The organism is Paraburkholderia heleia NBRC 101817, assembly GCF_000739775.1.
In the GTDB taxonomy this organism is placed as follows: domain Bacteria; phylum Pseudomonadota; class Gammaproteobacteria; order Burkholderiales; family Burkholderiaceae; genus Paraburkholderia; species Paraburkholderia heleia.
Window position 1 is genome coordinate 30,188 of the sequence record NZ_BBJH01000007.1, and the last position, 17,195, is coordinate 47,382.

At 59.8% G+C, this 17,195-nt stretch carries 13 protein-coding genes; 8 read left to right on the forward strand and 5 right to left on the reverse strand.

From position 1 onward, the window contains the following. Nucleotides 1-129: 129 nt before the first annotated feature. A complete protein-coding gene (groL, locus tag BHE01S_RS07475) occupies nt 130-1,770 on the reverse strand; it encodes a chaperonin GroEL (protein ID WP_042262253.1) in 1,641 nt (546 codons plus the stop codon). Nucleotides 1,771-1,814: 44 nt separating this feature from the next. After that, complete coding sequence (gene groES, locus BHE01S_RS07480) at nt 1,815-2,105, reverse strand: co-chaperone GroES (RefSeq protein ID WP_028202123.1); 291 nt, start codon at nt 2,103-2,105, stop codon at nt 1,815-1,817. A gap of 916 nt (nt 2,106-3,021) precedes the next feature. On the opposite strand from groES, the gene BHE01S_RS07485 reads away from it, so the two are divergent. From BHE01S_RS07485 to BHE01S_RS07515, 7 genes are all read left to right on the forward strand, one after another. After that, a complete protein-coding gene (locus BHE01S_RS07485; protein WP_042262257.1) occupies nt 3,022-3,849 on the forward strand; it encodes a RodZ family helix-turn-helix domain-containing protein in 828 nt (275 codons plus the stop codon). Nucleotides 3,850-3,908: 59 nt separating this feature from the next. Further along, on the forward strand, nt 3,909-4,997 hold the full coding sequence (locus BHE01S_RS07490; RefSeq protein WP_042262259.1) for a TAXI family TRAP transporter solute-binding subunit: 1,089 nt from the start codon (nt 3,909-3,911) through the stop codon (nt 4,995-4,997). Nucleotides 4,998-5,546: 549 nt separating this feature from the next. Then, nucleotides 5,547-6,866, forward strand: coding sequence for an FAD-binding oxidoreductase (locus BHE01S_RS07495; protein WP_042262261.1), 1,320 nt, complete (start codon nt 5,547-5,549; stop codon nt 6,864-6,866). Continuing rightward, complete coding sequence (locus BHE01S_RS07500) at nt 6,866-7,609, forward strand: SDR family oxidoreductase (protein WP_042262263.1); 744 nt, start codon at nt 6,866-6,868, stop codon at nt 7,607-7,609. Before BHE01S_RS07495 ends, BHE01S_RS07500 begins: the two co-directional genes overlap by 1 nt. Next, on the forward strand, nt 7,606-8,031 hold the full coding sequence (locus tag BHE01S_RS07505; RefSeq protein WP_174479493.1) for a GtrA family protein: 426 nt from the start codon (nt 7,606-7,608) through the stop codon (nt 8,029-8,031). Before BHE01S_RS07500 ends, BHE01S_RS07505 begins: the two co-directional genes overlap by 4 nt. 150 nt (nt 8,032-8,181) lie before the next feature. Continuing rightward, nucleotides 8,182-9,612 (forward strand): UbiA family prenyltransferase, encoded by a 1,431-nt coding sequence (locus BHE01S_RS07510; protein WP_042262693.1) that lies wholly within the window; start codon nt 8,182-8,184, stop codon nt 9,610-9,612. A gap of 228 nt (nt 9,613-9,840) precedes the next feature. Next, complete coding sequence (locus BHE01S_RS07515) at nt 9,841-10,995, forward strand: hypothetical protein (RefSeq protein WP_157025211.1); 1,155 nt, start codon at nt 9,841-9,843, stop codon at nt 10,993-10,995. 87 nt (nt 10,996-11,082) lie between these two features. Here BHE01S_RS07515 and BHE01S_RS07520 read toward each other — a convergent pair whose 3' ends face one another. The 3 genes from BHE01S_RS07520 to BHE01S_RS07530 form a co-directional block, all read right to left on the reverse strand. Beyond that, nucleotides 11,083-12,279 (reverse strand): acyltransferase family protein, encoded by a 1,197-nt coding sequence (locus BHE01S_RS07520; protein ID WP_052405754.1) that lies wholly within the window; start codon nt 12,277-12,279, stop codon nt 11,083-11,085. A 145-nt stretch (nt 12,280-12,424) separates the two neighbouring features. Next, the gene (locus tag BHE01S_RS07525; protein ID WP_052405756.1) at nt 12,425-14,296 is read right to left on the reverse strand and encodes an HAD-IIIC family phosphatase; all 1,872 of its coding nucleotides are present in this window, start codon (nt 14,294-14,296) and stop codon (nt 12,425-12,427) included. A gap of 297 nt (nt 14,297-14,593) precedes the next feature. Then, nucleotides 14,594-15,502 (reverse strand): glycosyltransferase family 2 protein, encoded by a 909-nt coding sequence (locus BHE01S_RS07530; RefSeq protein WP_245639665.1) that lies wholly within the window; start codon nt 15,500-15,502, stop codon nt 14,594-14,596. Nucleotides 15,503-16,108: 606 nt separating this feature from the next. Here BHE01S_RS07530 and BHE01S_RS07535 point away from each other — a divergent pair. Beyond that, complete coding sequence (locus BHE01S_RS07535; RefSeq protein ID WP_245639666.1) at nt 16,109-16,876, forward strand: 4'-phosphopantetheinyl transferase family protein; 768 nt, start codon at nt 16,109-16,111, stop codon at nt 16,874-16,876. The last annotated feature ends 319 nt before the right edge of the window (nt 16,877-17,195 follow it).

The following is a 17,195-nucleotide window of genomic DNA, read 5'->3' on the forward strand; positions in this document are numbered from 1 at the left end:
GCCCGCGCAAAATACGCAAGCCGCACACACGAAAAAAAACCCGCATCGCTGCGGGTTTTTTTCGGGCCAGGGAAACACGTCTCGCGACGTGTCCCCTGCACTTCGATGTAACTCAGGCGTGCGCCTGGATTACATGTCCATGCCCATGCCGCCCATACCGCCGGGCATGCCGCCAGGCATCGGAGCATCTTCCTTCGGCACTTCAGCGACAGCTGCGTCCGTCGTCAGGAGCAGGCCAGCAACCGAAGCTGCGTTTTGCAGCGCGGTACGCGTAACCTTCGTCGGGTCGACCACGCCGGCTTCGACCATGTCGACGTACTCGCCGGTCGCTGCGTTGTAGCCGTAGTTGCCCTGGCCAGCTGCAACCGCTGCCACGACCACCGACGCTTCTTCGCCGCCGTTCGTGACGATCTGGCGCAGCGGCTCTTCCATCGCGCGCAGGACGATCTTGATACCGGCGTCCTGATCTGCGTTGGCGCCCTTCACGCTGGCGATTGCCGTACGTGCACGGATCAGCGCAACGCCGCCGCCCGGGACGATGCCTTCTTCAACGGCAGCGCGGGTTGCGTGCAGCGCGTCTTCCACGCGTGCCTTCTTTTCCTTCATTTCGACTTCGGTCGCAGCGCCGACCTTGATCACTGCCACGCCGCCTGCCAGCTTGGCAACGCGCTCTTGCAGCTTTTCACGGTCGTAGTCCGACGTCGCTTCTTCGATCTGCGTGCGGATCTGCTTCACGCGCGCTTCGATGTTCACGGCTTCGCCTGCGCCGTCGATGATCGTCGTGTTTTCCTTGCCCACTTCGATGCGCTTGGCTTGACCGAGCTCGGCCAGCGTTGCCTTCTCGAGCGTGAGACCGGTTTCTTCCGCGATGACCTGGCCGCCGGTCAGGATCGCGATGTCTTCCAGCATGGCCTTGCGACGGTCGCCGAAGCCCGGAGCCTTGACGGCGACGGTCTTCAGGATGCCGCGGATGTTGTTGACGACCAGCGTTGCCAGAGCTTCGCCTTCGACGTCTTCAGCGATGATCAGCAGCGGACGGCCAGCCTTCGCGACTTGTTCCAGAACCGGCAGCAGATCGCGGATGTTCGAGATCTTCTTGTCGAACAGCAGGACGAACGGGCTTTCCAGCACGGCGACTTGCTTGTCCGGGTTGTTGATGAAGTACGGCGAGAGGTAGCCGCGGTCGAACTGCATACCTTCGACGACTTCCAGCTCGTCTTGCAGCGACTTGCCGTCTTCGACGGTGATGACGCCTTCCTTGCCGACCTTGTCCATCGCTTCAGCGATACGGTCGCCGATCGACGTGTCGCTGTTTGCCGAGATCGAGCCGACTTGCGCGATTTCCTTGTTGGTCGTGCAGGGCTTGCTGACCTTGCGCAGCTCTTCGATTGCTGCTGCGACGGCCTTGTCGATGCCGCGCTTGAGGTCCATCGGGTTCATGCCCGATGCGACGTACTTCATGCCTTCGCGGACGATCGACTGGGCCAGAACCGTAGCCGTCGTCGTGCCGTCACCGGCGTTGTCGCTGGTCTTGGAAGCGACTTCCTTGACCATTTGCGCGCCCATGTTCTGGAGCTTGTCCTTGAGCTCGATTTCCTTCGCGACCGAGACACCGTCCTTGGTGACCGTCGGGCCGCCGAACGAGCGCTCGAGAACCACGTTGCGGCCCTTCGGACCCAGCGTGACCTTCACTGCGTTGGCGAGAATGTTCACGCCTTCAACCATCTTGGAACGGGCGGAATCGCCGAACACGACGTCTTTAGCTGCCATCTTCTAACTCCTTGGATTCTTGAATAGTGAGCGGTGGAATGAACTTACTTGTTCACCACGGCCATGATGTCTTCTTCGCGCATCACGAGCAGTTCGTTGCCGTCGACCTTGACGGTCTGGCCAGCGTACTTGCCGAACAGGACGCGATCGCCAACCTTCACGTCGAGCGCGATCAGGGCGCCCTTGTCGTCGCGCTTGCCCGGGCCGATGGCCAGGACTTCGCCTTGATCCGGCTTTTCTGCCGCTGCGTCCGGGATCACGATGCCCGAAGCGGTCTTGGTTTCTTGATCCAGGCGCTTGACGATCACGCGATCATGCAAAGGACGAAGGTTCATGGATAGATCCTCTCTCTTGATTAGGACTTGAAGCGACTCAAGAAAACCTGGCTGCCGGTAACCGCCAGCCAGAGAAGTTTGTGCACCGAGCGTTGTTAGCACTCCCGTGCGGTGAGTGCTAATTATATGGACGAGGAATGACAAATTCAAGAAGGGGCGGAATGGGGAATTTTCGTTAGATCGAGACAGCCTTGGAGCCACTTTGGCTGAGTGAAGTTAAGCACTATCGGCCGCCCAATTTGAGTGCCACATTGAAATATTCTTCAATTAAAACAATACGATAGACCTCCATGACGCTCGGCTCCTCAGGGAACCGCATGAATCTGGGGGGAGATATATTCAGCAGGCAGACCCCGGCCTGCTGAGCCATTTGGGACGCCTCTCGGGGAAATCCCCAACGCCGATCCATTTGAGTGCCATATCACTGTGCAGGCATGGCACACAGCAAACCGCGCTCCAGTTCGCGAGTCGTCGGTCAAACCGGCTTCGTTGCCAGGACCACGGCGGGCCCGACTCGGGTCCGTTCGTCCGGCGGGCAGCGCATATGTGCGGTAGACAACACTGGCAATTTGCGTATGAATGGAAAATCACTCATATGATCATTCAAGCGGCGGTGCCTGATCAGGCACCGCCGCTCTCCTGCGCATGCAGATCGTGGGTTCCGCGAGGCCTCGCCGATCGCTTCAACGACGATCCTGAACATGCCGAAATGGCGTCGCCATGACGGTGGAGCGACAGCATGTCCGCTCAGATGACCTGGAACCGGAGTTTTCCCACACCGTGCAAGCTCTGCGGCGGGGCCCTCTACCAGCAAGTCGATTCCTGCCCTTACTGCGGCACGGATCGCCCGCTCGGCACGGCTGCGCACGCGCGCCCGAAAGCCATGCCAGGAGTCGTTCGTTCCGCGGCAGCGCCCATGCCTGCCGTCGCAAAGGTATCGCTTGCCGGCGCGGCCGCATCCCCTCGCCCGTCGGTGCAGGCCGACTATTTGCACCACTATCGACTCGAGGATCAGCGGCCGTTCTGGCGCACCGGGAAAGGGCTTTTCGTGAAGGGCGTATTGCTGATCTGGCTGATCGCCGCAATCGCATACGCTGCGTTTCTGCTGTACGGCGAAAGGCGCGGGCAGGAAAGAGAAGTACGCGCCTCTCGTGCGAGCCTCGTGGAGAAAGGCTTGCCGAACGCGAATGCCGCACTCGCGCGTGACTCAGACAATCAGGCGCGCGAGATACAGCGCGACAGCGCACCGGCGCAACGCCGCGATAGCGCGTTGCAAGGCGCGGAACGATGTGCCTCGCAACGTGCCTGGGATTGTGTACGAGAACAGGCATCGAAGGCGCTGGCAATGGATCCAGGCAGCCTGCACGCGCGCTCGTTGATGGAGCGAGCCATCGTAGCGACGGGCTGGTCCCCGCTGCGTTCGCCAAATGGCGCCGCGCAAGCGGATGCGAGCGCGCCACTGCCGCGCGGTGCAAGCACCGTACCGCTGCCTTCTTCGCAAGACTGGCACGCCGCCAGACCGGCCGTACCGAACGACCCGGTCACAGCCGCCTCCCCTCCCCCGCTGCCGGGCGCGACGAGCGCATCGGCGAATGGGAATCCACCGGACCTCGGCAGTGCGAGCGCGAGCGTTACGACATCCGCCGCCAGTCCGGCCAGTGACGAAAACGGTGCCGATGCCCAGGAGCGCGCGATTCTCCAACTTGGGTGGAAGCACGCCGCATCCTCCGAAACCAGTCATTGAAGAGGATTTCCGGATATTCAGGTCTGCCGTACAACGCATACAAAGGCGGGAGAGAGACCATGCCGAAAGCGATACTCGCGGGACTGGCGGTACTCATCATCCAGTTTTTTTCGACGGCCGCGCTCGCCGCCGCAGCAGACGCGAACTACAAGATCGTGACCGGTCCGGAGCGCGGCACCTACATTCAGATCGGCCAGGACCTGGCGAAATGGGTGGCGCTGCCGGCGGGCATCGACCTCAAGGTGATCCCGTCGAAAGGCTCTGCGGAAAACGTGCAGCGCATGCGTTTCGAGCGCGGCGTGAAACTCGCGCTCGTGCAATCCGACGTCTACCAGGCCTACGTCGATATGGCGAATTCCGGCAACGAAGAGGCGGGCAAGCTGATCCGGCCGCTGCGGCTCATCATGCCGCTCTATGACGAAGAGATTTACTTCGTCGTGCGTAGCGACTCGCCGATGAAGACGATCAACGAGATCAAGGACAAGGTGATCAGCGTCGGCCTGATCGGCAGCGGCACCGCGCAGTCGGCAACGACGCTGTACCGACTCATGTTCGGCCAGCCGATTCCCGAGCAGAACGCGCAGCACCTGAGCAACGAAGACGCACTGGCTGCGCTCATCGTCAAAAAGATCGATGTGGCGATCATCGTCGCCGGGCAGCCCGCCAAGCTCTTTACCGACATGAATCCCGAACTGCTGCAGCAGATCCGCTTCCTGCGCGTCGATCCGAACGCGCCAGAAACGGCGCGCGCGAAGCAAACCTACTATCCCGCGACGATCCATGTGTCGAGCTACCCGAACTGGCTGAAAGAAGACGTGCCGACGTGGACGGTCAAGGCCTTTCTCGTCACCTACGACTACAACCTGCGCGGCACGGTCGGCAACCTGAAGCGCTTTGGCGATTCGCTCTGCGAGAACTTCACCAACCTGCAGGAGCACGGCCATCCAAAGTGGAAGCAGGTGAAACTCGAACTGCCGGGCCTCGGCAAAGGCTGGCAATACTATCCGCCCGTTGAGCAACGTCTGAAGGCTTGTTTCGCACATCGTGCCGCTGCGCAGGCGGCCGCGCCGCCGCGCACCGCCGCCATGGAACAGGTCAATGCGCGGCCGTGTCCGGACCAGGAGCGACTGCTGTTGCTTTGCAAGTAATGGGACATGGAATGGACATCTGCTAACAGGCGGCGGAACAGGGCGACACGGAAATAGTTTCGAGGCAAATGCACCAAAGCGAAAAAAGTTCGAATTTACAAATGCTGAAATAGCACTCAATCATTGCGCAATATCGCTGGCCAGGAGCTGACTGGACGACGATTCCCGCACACGATGGCTAAATTCACCAACAGGGCCCGGTCGCAATCGGCAATGCCAAGCGCGGCCATATGAGTGACCGCAATTGCCGAGGCCCCGACAAATGACAGGCTTGTTCCGCCACGTGACGCAGCCGCGCCCTCGGATGCGCTAGAAATACAGCGCGTCGATCACGGATGACCACGCGGCGCACTCCCGTCGCGTTTGGCTACGCCACAGATCGTTTTTTGGTACGTCTCGCGATCAACTGGATTCGCCCGTGATCCCGAACGCTGTCAGCGAGGGAGCACGTGCGTGCTTGAAGGCGGGCTTTGTGCTCCGGCGAACGGTAATTCCGAGGCATCCCGCCTAACATGCGCCAACTGTCAATTCATTGTCCGGCGACTGCACATGAGCGTCTCGAAGCTCAGTTCCTGGGGCCACTACCCGTACGCACCGCAAACCGGCCGCGAGCCCGGTTGGCGAGAGAACGCGCAATCCGCGCTTCGCGACGCGGGAACGCGCTTCGGCACGACGTTGCCGTTCGGCAATGGGCGCAGCTACGGAGACAGTTGTCTCGCCGCCACCGATCACGTTGTTGCGCTGCGTGGTCTCGACCGCTTCATTGCCGCAGACTGGAAAACCGGCGTCGTGCGCGCCGAGGCGGGCGTCACGCTCGGCGAAGTGCTCGCGCTCGCGGTACCGCGCGGCTGGATGTTGCCCGTTACGCCCGGCACGCAATTCGTCACGCTCGGCGGCGCGATCGCCAACGACGTCCACGGCAAGAACCACCACGTGCGCGGCACGTTCGGCCGACACGTTCGACGATTTTCGCTGCTGCGCTCCGATTGCGAGCCACTTGAATGCGCGCCCGAAGAAAACGCTGCGTTCTTTCGCGCAACGATCGGCGGTCTTGGCCTCACGGGGATCGTCGAATGGGTCGAGTTGCAGCTGATGCCCGTCCAGTCGAGCCGCCTCGCCACCCAGACGATTCCGTTCGGCAATCTCGACGCGTTTCTCGCACTGTCACACGAGTACGACGCGCAGCATGAGTACGGCGTGGCATGGATCGACTGTCTGGGGCGCGGCACGTCTCTTGGGCGCGGCATCTATGTCTGCGCCGACCATGCGAGCGACCAATGCTTCGACATGCCGAATCGAGCCGTGCGAAGCGTACCGTTCGCGCCGCCCTGGTCGCCTGTCAACCGCTTCACGCTCAAGCTCTTCAACGAGCTCTATTACCGCCGGGCGGCAGCCAGGGCGGGCCCCGGGGTGGTCAATTGCGCGAGCTACTTCTATCCGCTCGACAGCATCAGGGACTGGAATCGCCTCTACGGACGGCGCGGCTTCCAGCAGTATCAACTGGTCGTGCCCGATGCAACCGCTCGCGACGCGTTGCACGCATTCCTCGACGCGATCGCCTCGACCCACGCGGGTTCGTTCCTCGCGGTGCTCAAACGCTGTGGTCCGCTGGCGTCCCCTGGGCTGCTCTCGTTCCCGATGCAGGGCATCTCGCTCGCACTCGACTTTCCCCAGCACGACACGCGCAACGCCACGCTTTTCGCGCGGCTCGACGCGATCGTGCGCGACGCTGGCGGCCGCCAGTATCCGGCCAAAGATGCTCACATGAGCGGTGCGGATTTTCGCGCCGCCTACCCTGCGTGGCAGGCGCTCGAACAACTGCGCGATCCGGCCTTGATGTCGCGCTTCTGGCAACGGACAACCCGCTAATGGACAAGAACATTCTGATCATCGGCGGTTCCTCCGCCATCGCAGTGGCCTGCGCTCGAGAATGGATCAAGCGCGGCGCGAACTTCATGCTGGCTGGCCGCCATGCGACGCGTCTCGAGGCCGTCGCGCAGGATCTGCGCGTACGTGGCGCAGGGCGAGTCGGCACCTTCGTTCTCGACGTCAACGATTTCGGACAGCACCGCCCGATGCTCGACGCCGCCACGACCGAGCTTGGCCGCATCGACATCGTTCTACTCGCACACGGCACGCTCTCCGACCAGTCGGAATGCGAACGCGATCCGCAAGCCGCCGTGCGTGAAATCACCGTCAACGCGCTCTCGACAATCGCCCTGCTCACACTGCTCGCCGGTGTGTTCGAAGCACAGAAGAGCGGATCGATCGCCGTCATCTCGTCGGTGGCAGGCGACCGCGGGCGCCCTTCGAACTATGTCTACGGCGCCGCCAAGGCAGCAGTGACAACCTTCTGCGAAGGGTTGCGCGCGCGGCTCTTCAAGTCGAACGTGAAAGTTCTGACGATCAAGCCGGGCTTCGTGAACACCCCCATGACGGCCGGACTCGCGCTGCCCGGTCCGCTCGTCGCTTCACCGGAACGCGTGGCGGCGGACATCGTGCGCGCCGTGGAGCGCGGCAAGGATTCGATCTATACGCCGTGGTTCTGGGCCGAGATCATGCTCGTCATCCGCTCGCTGCCCGGCTTCGTATTCAAGAGGATTTCCCTATGAGCAGCCCGGCCACCGGCGTCGTGCTGAGCCGCCCCCGCCTCGTCTTCTGGTACGCGGTGTTCGCGGCCATTTCGATCGGCGCGAACCTAGGCAGCCAGAGCCTGGCGTTCCATCTGTACCAGGGCGAATTTGCCGTGCCCATTTCGGTATGCGTGGGCACGGGCGTCGGGCTCATCGTCAAATACCTGCTCGACAAGGCCTGGATATTCCGCTACGAGCACCGCAGCGTCGCACACGGCGTACGGACGTTCACGCTGTACGTCGCCATGGGACTCGGTACGACCGTCGTTTTCTGGGCAGTAGAGTTCGCCGCGGATGCGCTCTTTCACGATGAAATCGCGCGCCTCGCCGGCGGCGCACTCGGCCTGGTGATCGGCTATGTCACGAAATACCAGCTCGACAAACGCTTCGTGTTTGCATGAGTACGTGTGCGTTGCAGCACAGAGCCTGCGCGCCGCCGTAGTTACGATGCTGTCCCGGATCGAGGACCGCGCACGTGCCGCCGGTGCCCCGCTTCCGACCAGGTTCCATCAGGGGACCCCCCTGTTCCTGTCCCGGCACGGAGAATGAACATGGCCACGCCCGCCGCCCACCCAGTCCCGCTGTGCGTGGACCTGGACGGAACGCTCACTCGCACCGACCTGTTGTTTGAAGCCTTCTTCGTACTCGTCAAGCAGAGTCCGCTGTCGATCTTCCTGTGCCTTGTCTGGGCACTGCGCGGTCGTGCTTATCTGAAGGAGCAGATTGCACAGCGGGTGAACATGGACGTCGGCGTCCTGCCCTACAACACCGAGCTGCTCGCGTGGCTGCGAGACGAGCGGGCTAGCGGGCGCGATCTGTATCTGTGCACGGCCACGAACCAGCGCCTCGCCTCCCAGATCGCCGCACACGTTGGACTCTTTAGCGGCGTGCTCGCGAGCACGGTCACCAACAACCTGCTCGGAAAAAACAAGGCGCGGGCGCTGGTCGAGCAGTTTGGCGACCACGGCTTCGACTATTGTGGCGACGCACGCGCGGACTTGCCGGTATGGCGCCAGGCTCGCAAGGCGATCGTGGTGGGTGACAGTCACATTGCCTCTGCAGCCCGCAAGGCAAATGCCGCCGTCATCTTTTTCGAAGAGAAGCGCCGGCTGATTCCACTCGTACTCAAGGAAATGCGCGTGCATCAATGGGTGAAGAACGTACTGATCTTTGTGCCGCTTCTCACTGCCCACCGCTTCACGGATTTTTCCACGCTCTCCGCCGCGTGCATCGCCTTCCTGTCGTTCAGCCTGGCCGCGTCGTCGGTGTACCTGCTCAACGACATGCTCGATCTCGACGCCGACCGTCGCCACGCACGCAAGCGCAGCCGGCCATTCGCTTCCGGCAAGCTGTCCCTGAAGTTCGGCATCTTGCTCACGATCGCACTGCTCGGCATCGGCGGCGGCCTCGCGGCACTCCTGCCGTGGGAGTTTGGAGCCGTGCTGGCCGCCTACTTCGCGACCACTGTCGCCTATTCGTTCGCACTCAAACGCGTGACGCTTGTCGATGTATTCACGCTCGCGTGCCTGTATACCGTGCGCGTCATCGCGGGCGGAGCGGCAACCGGTATTCCGTTGTCGTACTGGCTGATCCTCTTCTGCGTGCCGATTTTCCTCTCGCTCGCCATGGTCAAGCGCTATGTCGAACTCGACATGATCCTGCGCGAAGGCAAGACTGAAGCCGCCGGACGCGGCTACATCACCCAGGACATCTCGATCCTGCGCTCGTTCGGCACGGCTTCCGCCTACCTCGCCGTGCTCGTGCTCGCTCTCTACCTGAATACGCCGGAGATGAAGGCGTTGTACCTCCATCCACAAGCGTTGTGGGCCACCTTTGCGCTCACGCTCTTTTGGGTGAGCCGGATCTGGATGTGCGCGTTTCGCGGCACGATGCACGACGACCCGATCGTATTCGCGTTCAAGGATCGTGCGAGCCTCGCTGTGATCGCACTATCGGGCTTGAGCATGCTGCTCGCGATCTGATATCGCATCAGGGCACCTCGAGTTTTTTGCCTTCCCATATTGCCTTCCCATATGCCAGCCACCATCCGGCGACGTGCGCTAGTGCACAGACCCAGGCCCTGCCATCGCCTACGGTAGTCCTCTGAATCTGGCAAAGCGCGTGTGAGGCTTCCAATGAAGCTGCGAGTAATGCGTAAGCCGCACGGCTGCCGTGCCATTTGATGATCATCAGCCGAAATGGGGGCGTCCTTGAAGCTGGATATCGCGAGCGTTACCGACGACAAGTCATGGCCTCTATGGAGCCTGTCTGCCGCCACCTGTTTCTTACTGGTTCTCGCATTCAGCGGAACAGGCGGCTCGTTTTTCTGGGACTACCATGTCTATGAGAAAGGCCTGAGTTGCTACTCGCAGGGACCGGACCCCTACGTATGCGCATCGGGCGACTTTCCATTTGTTTACCCGCCCGCTTTCCTCAAGGTATTTTCCGTTGTCGACTTCCCGACAGCATTTGCCTTCCTGGTTCTAGCCTCGGCGGCAGGCATTGCCTGCGTTAGCCTGAGTCTGAAGTCCTTGATCCCCTATCATCGCCTGGCGCCTTGCCTGATTCTTGGCTTCCTGATTGGCGGATCGGGCTTTGCTTCGATCCAGACGGGAAACATCAGCGTCTTCGCTCACCTGCTCCTCGTGTCGCTATCCTACTTTCTATACACGAAGCGGTCCGTCTACACGTTGGTGCCGCATGCGATCGCGATCATATTATTTTCTGCCATCAAGCCCTACTTCCTTGCCTATGCGTTGCTCTATCTCGTTCTGCCCCGCCGCAGCTGGTTCGCATTCGTCGCGGTGCTGCTGTCGGTTGCCGGCATCTACATCGCCCAACCTGCCCTCTACCCACAACTGTGGGCGGGATTCCAGGGCGCCATCTACAATCAGATCGTCCAGCATGGGGACGCAGGGCTGACTATTTTTGGTGTGTTTTCCAGGTTTGGGATGGGAAAGGTCGGGTTCGTCCTCCATCTTTTCCTGATGCTTCTCGTCATATTGATTTCGGTAGTTCTGCGGGTCAGGCATGGGCAACGCGCTGTGCAGATCAGCTCGGCGAGCGAGTTGTTTTATTTCCTCGCCATTCTCATTCTGCTCAACCCGAGGTTGATGTCCTATGATTTCAGCGTTTTTGCGGTTTGCCTCTATTTGTCCATGATCCTTTCGTCACGAGGCGATGGGTGGGTGGGATTGTTTTTAAAGATTTTCCCTTTCCTGACCATCGTGCCTCTATGCCTCGAAGGATTGTTTGATATTCGGGTGCATTCTCTAACCTACTACTTCCTCGCAACCTACGTTCTGCTGGTTGCGGCGGTGGCCTGCCGTTGGCCCTTGCGACTCCCCCTGACCCGGTCCTCCTGACCCGGCTGCCGGCCGATATTCCCCTGCAGATTCGAACACTACGGGTTGCTGCTGGTGCCGGTCAAAGTGGAAGCCGCGCGCATGCATTCAAAGCGACTCTTCCAACGCGCCGCGCTTCGTCAATACGACCTGGCGCACCCATTTGCTAACGCTTTCGGTGTATTGCATGGCGGGCTTCTCAATCAATCGAAAGGTCGTATAGCTGACGAGAATCAAGACGGGGGTGGTCAGCAGGATCGTGAACCAGTGCTCCAGAGGGGTGAATATTCTCGCGCCCTGCTTTCCAACGACAAGGTTGAAAAGCGTAAACAGAATGAACCCGTGCAGGAGATAGATGCTGTAAGCAAGCTCTCCCAGCATGCGGGATAGCTGGCTGGTCAAGACGCCGAACAAGGTGGCGCCGCCGGCAATCACGGCAAAGCTCAGGGAGAGCAGCGCCAACGGGATGCGCGCATAGGTCGTCGGAAACAGGATGATCGCCCCGGCGATCGCGGCGATTGCAACGAGCGAGACGATCTTCTTCTGTGAAAGGTTGCGGAACCAGGCGTGACGGCAAAGAAGTGCCGCAATGATCCCCCCAAGAAACGGCGCCAGGAATCTTGATTCTGCGTGAAAATGAACTAGGTCAAGCACGCCGAAAAGTCCGATAATCAATACCGCAAATGGCGGAATCGCTCCAATTACGACCGCCAGCAGCGGGAGGCAAAGATAGAATCCCCACTCATAGGCGAGTGTCCACGGCACACCGGATAAAATGAGTTTCGTGCCCTCTACTCCGTTGAGATCCGGCTCACCAAAACTTGAAAAGCCTATCCATCTCAATGCATTGACCGTCAGCGTTAAAGGAGATTGCGCCAGCGTGAAACCCGACATGCAAGCGACCGCTACGAAAAGCAGTAGCATGGCGAACAGATACAATGGCGTCAGCCGCAGGACCCGGGAGACGTAAAGCTTGACCCAGTCAACGCCCTTCTCTTTGTCATTGATTATTTTCGTCGAAAACAGAAAGCCGGTAATCATGAAAAACAGTGACACGCTGGCTCGTCCGATATTCGCCATGAAATTCGTTGGGGGTGAGTCAAACTGCGAGGTTCTGATGTAGAAGTACCATATGCAGGAATGGTGCAGAAAAACGAAAAACGCCAGGTATCCTCTCAATCCGTCGATCGTCGCAAAGCGTCCCGCAGCGTTGGGAGCGCCGAATCGCCAGATCAAGACTTTGGCAGTCGCGAGTGCGAGGAGCACAGCGGCAAAAACCGGGAAGGGACTGGTCGGGCTAATCATTCTTTTTGACCTCTCTGTAGAACCAGCGCTGCGGGAGCAGCCACGTCAGCATACCGGGCCTTCCCACCCGGTCACCTTCATTGGGGGCCGTGGATGGCGGTCGAGAGCTTGCGTTGTCTTGCAAACGCCTCGATCGAGCGCTGCACTAAATCCGCACAGGTGGAAACTCGGCCGCGCCCCTATTCTCGATCTCGATATAGGACGGCAGTTCGTTCGCGGTGCGCGAGTACAATCCCGCAGCCGTTTGGGAGAACCCGAGCCTCTTGAAATAGTCGTGGCAGGTTGCGTTCCTTCCCGTATCGACCAGCTCGGCGCGGACTTCGGCGCCGGACTTCAGCGCCAGGCGCGTCGCAATCGCCCCGACGACCAGCTCCGCGCCAAGCCCAAACACGCGGCACGACAGGACGACCTGGACGATCTTCTCGCCACGAATCAGGCAAACGGAGATGATGCCGTTGTCGATCAGTTTGTCCCGCAGCGAAGAGACCACGCAGTATCCGCCCTGCCTGATGAACGTCTCGAACTCCGACCGCTCCCATCTTTTCCCGGTCGTGTTGAATTGATTCGTCTTGTTGATCAGTTCGAACGCGCGATCAAAGTGCCTCGATTGCGGTGTCCTGATCAGGAAGAACGACTGGCGCAGTTGCAGCGAAGCTAGCCACGCCTCCCGCGAAACGCCATTGCCGGTGTCGGCGCTGGCTTCGCGCTGCGAGATCGCGCGCACGAGTTCGGTGCGGCGCGATGACTCTTCGGTGACGATGGGGACCTGCGTTTCGGCCGACCGCAAAATGATGCGCCGCCAGTCGTAATGGTTGCCGCCGAGGCAACGAATGGCCGGGATCGCCGCCTTCACCTCCGACAACTCACGGTCGTTATCGTCGATAAAGACACAGTTGCCCGGAAGCAGATTCACCTCCTCGAGGATTTCAAGGATGTTCTGCGACTTGGGCTTCCAGTTGATGCGCACGCACGCAAAGTCGTCCATGGTAATGGCGCCGCGCCAGATGGCGTTGAACCGTTCAATGGTGGGCGCTGCTTCATTCTTGCTGCAGATCGCCAGTAATCCGCCGCGCTTCTTGAAGAAGAGCAAAGCTTCGGCTAGACCGATCGGCCAGCCTTCGATGCGTTGTTCGAGACTCACGCTCTCGCCTTCCGCTGCCACGCCGCGCCACATGGTGTCGTCGAGGTCGACGATAATCAGCTTCACCGGGTCTCGCTGCTCGATAACCTTGACTATCGCTTCGATCCGGGAAAGGAACGCGAGAGTAAATTCGCGGGACGCGACCTCATAGGTCACGATATTCCCAATTGCTTTAGGCGCAATCAGCCGATTCGCGTCCAGCTTGAAATCCCAGTCGTTGATGAACGAGGCATGGGAGCTGCTCAGCAGGACGTCGTCCTGCAGGTGCCGGCGGCCGACAAAGTTCAATATTTCGTTGGCATCGAGAAAATAGCAATTATTCGTCCTGCGCACGGCGTCAGACAGAAGCCGGTTGATCTCACGCACCAGATATCCAGGCGATGTCATCGCGAATGGATCGATGAGATCGCCGTCGTAATTGAAGCTCGGCTCGAAAAACGACATGAAGACAATCGGAGCCGTCGTGATCTGCGCGGCGACCTGCGCCACCTTCTGGGCGAGATATTCCCCCGTTCTCTCCAGAAAGGAGCGAACTTCGCCGTCTGAACGCAAACGCGCAAAAACCATGTCCACCACCGGTTCGGGCGTTTGTGTCACTTCGCCCAGAATGTGACGGAGCGTGAAATTCACGACGACGACGTCATCGGTTGGCGCAGCCTCCGGGATCGGGGCGTGGCGTCTCGAGCCCATCAGTATGTGGCGGATGGTGTGCCCGGAGTTTGCGCTTCGCTTGACGAGCATCTCCACGGAACAGGTGCCGAGCAGCAGGATATTGAGCTTGCGCGAATGGATCGCGAGCGACGTCGGCGGCAGCGGTAGATTGACCTGTTTATCGGCGACAGACGAGTAAAACAAATCGCGGACAAATTGACGCATTTGGGACCTCGAAGTCGAAACGTTCTCCACACGCAGGCGGTATCGGCTCTGAGATTAGAGCAGAGCGCAGATGCACCATCTGTGCGCCGACATACACAACCCCAACCGGATATGGCGCGCTCGACGTTTATGAACGTCCACGACATAATCGGGCGATCGGGGAGATATAAAGGGGAAGAACCAGTCCTGGTCTAGCGCTTCGAAATTAAAGGCGGGTCAAACGGGAGGGGAGGAAACTGGGTCTGCAAGCTTGCCGGGCCGCCGGCTGAAACTTTTATTTTTCGAGGCCGATGCAAATCAAGCCGAATAATCCTGGTCGAGGAATATCCGTATCAACTGTTTGATTAAATTCACACCTCCCCAACCGATAACCAGCCTCGCAAACAGTGACGCCCAGTCCTTGCTGGGAAGCTCTACCTCTCTCAACAAAACCCGCTCGACAATGGCAAGTCTCAAGGCAATACTCATTTTCTTGTAAATCAGAACATTAAATATAAATGATGAGACATGCCCTTTGGACATCAGCTTGCTGTATTTTTCAAAAAATACCAGGCTGGGTTCACAACTGATCGCCTTCGATATTCTCGCGGGACTTTCGCTCAGGGAATACTCCACCAGTGCATCGTGCAAATAAACGAATACGCAGCCAGCCATTTCGGCCCGAATGGCGAAATCCCAGTCCTGATGACGGCGCAGCGATCCATCGAAGCTGATCAGCGGGTACTGATGACGCCACATCATGATCGACGAGGTCTGAATATAGCCCCCCTCCAGCAGGATGAAGTCGAGCATCGACTGCCCATCATAGGGGGAACGGTTGCCCAGGATACGCCGCCCCGCATCCGTTAGCACGACGTTGCTGAAGAGAACCTTCGCTTCGTTTCCGGCGGGCTTTGGGCCGAACGCGGCGATGCAGCGCTCGAGCTTGTTAGGGAGCCATCGGTCATCGGCGTCGAGGAAGGCGATCAGATCGCCGGTGGCCTCTTCAATGCCCCGGTTCCGACACCACGCCGCACCATGGTTCTCGCTTTCGCGAATGAGGCGCAAGACAATGTTGTTTCCGCAACGACCCGGCAGTTCGAACTGCAGCCCCGATGCATCGTCTACGACGATAATTTCCTGCGGAACAACGGTTTGACTGGATATCGATTCTATTGCTACCCACAGCAAATCAAGGCTGTTGTAGTGTGGAATGATCACACTCACGTTGTAGGCATTGTCAAAATCACACCGCATCCCGCACCTCGAATCTGAATTTCGACAACTTCCTTGCGCAGAGAGCAAAACCATCCGGCCTGCTCTGGTAGCGCTTTAATTACACTCAGCCTTGCATTGCCACATCGTTCGCATAAGCAGGTCACACTCGTTTGGCGAGAAACATTACAAAAATATTGATATTACTTTCCAGAATCATACGGATATTGACGGCAAATCTTCCTCCAGCGGACTTCGGCCCGGTTTCTCTCGAACGCCAACGCTGACGCAGTTCAATAACGAAGGCAATCGACCGGCGTTCTGGAAGCCAAGGCCATAGATGATTCGTCCAGCGCCGCGTCGTGTCGCAAAGAACCAGGCAGCCTGGCTACTTCCGGTGAGCGCCACAGGTTTGCTCGACACCTTGTTCCGGCAATTGCCGCGTCGACTCGTCGATCCCCGCACGGATGCGCGCACGCAGTGCAGCGTAATTGCATCACGCCTTGATGAATCGTAGGCCGTGTCGCCGGTGCGGTTCCGTGGGTTGCCCAACAAATCCGCGAGAGTTGTATCTGTACATTCTCTGGTGCGTGTGACACTCGTTGCGGACTCAACCGGGTGGTGCGCGAAGCCCCGTGCCGCACCGGCATGTCTCCAAGTCGAATCAGGCCCTCAATGTCCTCGTCGCCACTCACGCCGCCGGCCCCGCAGGAAGTCCACGTCTGGCAATGGGACCTTGACGCCTGCGAAAGTGATTTTGATCGGTACTGGCAAATGCTATCCGCACAGGAGCACGAGCGGGCCGGCAACTTTCGCTTCGAACGGCATCGCCGCCGCTACGTGAGCGGACGCGGAAAACTCAGACAGATTCTTGGCCGTTATCTCGCGCGCTCCCCGCGGGCGATCGCACTCGAATATGGTCCGGAAGGCAAACCGTTTTGCACGAGCCAGCCCGCTGGATGGAGGATCTGCTTCAACCTGAGCCACAGCGAGAACACGGCGGCGCTCGCCGTTTCGAGCGGCTTCGAAGTGGGCATCGATGTAGAACATCATCGTCCGATCGAGGAAAGCCTGCCGCTCGAAGTCTTCTCCGCTCGCGAGCGCGAACAATTCGACGCGCTCCCGGCATCGGAACGGCAAACGGTTTTCTTTGAAACCTGGGCGCGCAAGGAGGCCAGCCTGAAAGCGCTCGGCACGGGCTTCATCCTGCCGCCGGAGCATTTCGAGTTCGATCTTTCCGTTCACGGCGACACGACACCCCGGTTCGTCGGCGGCGAGGCGGCAGAAGCGTCGCATTGGTGCATTCGCGCCCTGTCACCCAGCGCAACCTGCGCGGGGGCCGTGGCGGCCCGCCACAGTGGCTGGTCGATCGTCGACATGAACTGATCTCGCGAGGCTTCGGGCGCACCGTCATCGTCGCGTCCAGCGTCCAGCGCGCGATCCGGTTGTTGTGACGCACAACATCACGCCGCTTTTCGCCCCGAAAGAGCGCACCCAGGACCCGCGCCGCGATTGCCGCCAAACCCACCCGCACGGCGCAAGGCGGGCCACAGCCCGCGCGCCCCCACGCCCATGCAGTCCGAGCGCGACGTGTTGCTGCAGCACATCGTGTGTGCGACGGCGAACGGATAGGCATCCCGCGGAAGATTACCTTCCTCCTACAGCAAATTTCAAACTTGGGACACGAGCCAGGTGCGCAAAGCCG